Origin of the sequence: uncultured Campylobacter sp., assembly GCF_938002845.1 — a bacterium.
Taxonomy (GTDB): domain Bacteria; phylum Campylobacterota; class Campylobacteria; order Campylobacterales; family Campylobacteraceae; genus Campylobacter_B.
This window is the reverse complement of record NZ_CALKZP010000027.1, coordinates 1-1,997: the sequence shown is the minus strand read 5'-3', so window position 1 is coordinate 1,997 and position 1,997 is coordinate 1. Positions and strand designations below refer to the sequence as shown.

Annotated in this window: 4 protein-coding genes; all 4 read right to left on the bottom strand. The window is 46.8% G+C overall.

The genetic code is table 11. The annotated features are described in order from the left end of the window. A partial coding sequence (locus Q0224_RS03595; RefSeq protein ID WP_297949152.1) for a single-stranded DNA-binding protein occupies positions 1-121 on the bottom strand: 121 nt, incomplete at its 3' end. Continuing rightward, positions 118-384: a hypothetical protein gene (locus tag Q0224_RS03590; protein ID WP_297949151.1), complete on the bottom strand. Its 267-nt coding sequence runs from the start codon at positions 382-384 to the stop codon at positions 118-120. The genes Q0224_RS03595 and Q0224_RS03590, both read right to left, overlap by 4 nt. Positions 385-418: 34 nt before the next feature. Beyond that, positions 419-1,255 carry a lambda-exonuclease family protein gene (locus Q0224_RS03585; protein ID WP_297949150.1) on the bottom strand — a complete coding sequence of 279 codons (837 nt, stop codon included), beginning with the start codon at positions 1,253-1,255 and terminating at the stop codon, positions 419-421. Then, the gene (locus Q0224_RS03580) at positions 1,255-1,851 is read right to left on the bottom strand and encodes an ERF family protein (RefSeq protein ID WP_297949148.1); all 597 of its coding nucleotides are present in this window, start codon (positions 1,849-1,851) and stop codon (positions 1,255-1,257) included. Before Q0224_RS03580 ends, Q0224_RS03585 begins: the two co-directional genes overlap by 1 nt. Between the last annotated feature and the right edge of the window lie 146 nt (positions 1,852-1,997).

Sequence of the window (1,997 nt, the reverse complement as noted above, 5' to 3'; positions counted from 1 at the left end):
CTTGCGCGTTCTTAAATTTCCTCGTTACGGCAATACCCGTGTTTCCAACGCAATAGCCGCTCTGTGTGTATCTTAGCTCGATATCGCGGGTTAAATTTCCGATTAAAATAACTTTATTCATTTTATTTCCTTTTCAAATTCTTTTATAAACTCGGGCTCTATGCCGTTTTCAGCGCAAAGCGTCTCAATATAGGCTAGGTGCCCTAGCATATCCGCCGTGCTTAGTTGCGTGTAGCTTAGCGGCGTGCCGTCTTTCTGCCTCGGATAGTCGAAATCCAGCGCTTTTAAAAGCTGCTTTAGCGTATCGGCACTAAGATAAAACGGGCGAATGGCTATGCGATGCTCTCTGATACATAAATATCTAAGAGATCGCATCTGCGCCAATACTACGCCGTGCATAAAGCGGTTAAACTGCCCGCTAATTTGCAACTCGCACGCTCCAGCGTTCGCACCCCGCCTTTAAAAACTCGTCGGGGATTACGGCGCCGCTTTGCTCGCAATATGCCTTATAGTCATAGCTAGGCTTAATTTCTGATTTGCAGATAGTTAGCCCGTAAGCCTTTATTTCCACGCCGCCAGCTTTTTTAATGGCGCGCTTTTTTAGCTCGTCGAGCCTATCGTCAAGCTCTTTTTTCTGCGCGCTAAGGGTTGAAATTTCATCGCTCAAGCTTAACCATTCCTCATCGGGAGCAGCCCCCGCATAGGTCGCCTCAAACTCGTTCCACGCCTTAATAAGCTTTTTAATCGCCTTTTCGTCGCGCTCTACGACAACGTGGCGGATTTGCAGATCGAAATCATCATCTATCTTGCCGACGGCAAAAATACACTTCGCGAGGTCGCAAACGAAAAGCTGGTGTTGGATCTGCCAAAAATACTTTTCGCTAGGTTTGCCGGTGCGCTCCAAAACCTCATACTCGTTCGCGCTAAATTTAATCTCTAAAATTTCGCCGCCTATGATGTCTAGCCCGTCAAAGCTCGCGCTAAATCTCGGATCATCGTCGCTAAGTCCTACGACGGGCTGAAAATCCGCGTTTAAAAGCTTGTTGATATACTCGCGGATTTTTGGCTCATACTCTTTGCCGAGCCTCATTGCCTCGCTTTGAAAAACCTCTTTGCCGCCGTATTTGATTTCGGCTAGTTTATAGGGCTTGTTAAAGCCGCAGCCCATAACGTCGCCCGCCTCGGAGGCGTTAAATTTGTCTTTTCTATATTCCAGCCACTCGGGGCTACCTTGCTGCAAATTTATAAATTTCATTACGCACCCTTTCTCACTTCTTGCGCCTTTGCGAGCTTTTGCAAAAGCTGAGCGCGCACTTTTTCAAACGGCACGAACGCTATGTCGCTTGTCTTATATGCTGCGGCTACCTTTCGCGGGTCGGTGCCGCTCGCCTCGCAAAGTTGCAATAAATCCGCCACCTGCTCCTCACTCATCGGCGCGGGATATTCGCCTTTTTTATCGCGGGCGTCCTCGTGAATATTCGTAGCGTCGGCATCTTTGGCATCATCTATTGCGAATAGCCCATTTAGTGCGTATTTTCTAGCATAGCTTGAGGCTGCGCCTGTAATTTGGCTTTCGTCGCTACCTTTTTTGCTTGCGGGCTCTCTAGCGTATGCGCTTACGCTTACCTCGCCGTCTTTGCCTTTTAGCGTGGCGGTCGCTTTTACGTAGATGCGGTCGGCTACGGCTATGATTTCATCGCCGATCGTTAAGACCGCCTCATATTTTTGCAGTAGCGGTTTTACCGCCTCTAAGATATCTTCGCAACTACGATACGCATAACCGCCGAATTTATTTATCTGCGTTTTGGGAGCCTTTAGCTCACACTGGATTTTGTTTAAAATTTCTAGCATTTCTTGTCCTTTGCATTGTAAGATTTAACAAACGCGATAAAATCGCCGATCGTCGTGTATCTATCCACTCTCATCAATGAGAAGTAAAATTTAAAATCTTTTAAGCTCATTTTTTACCCTTTCAATATCCCAAATCTAAGATTCGA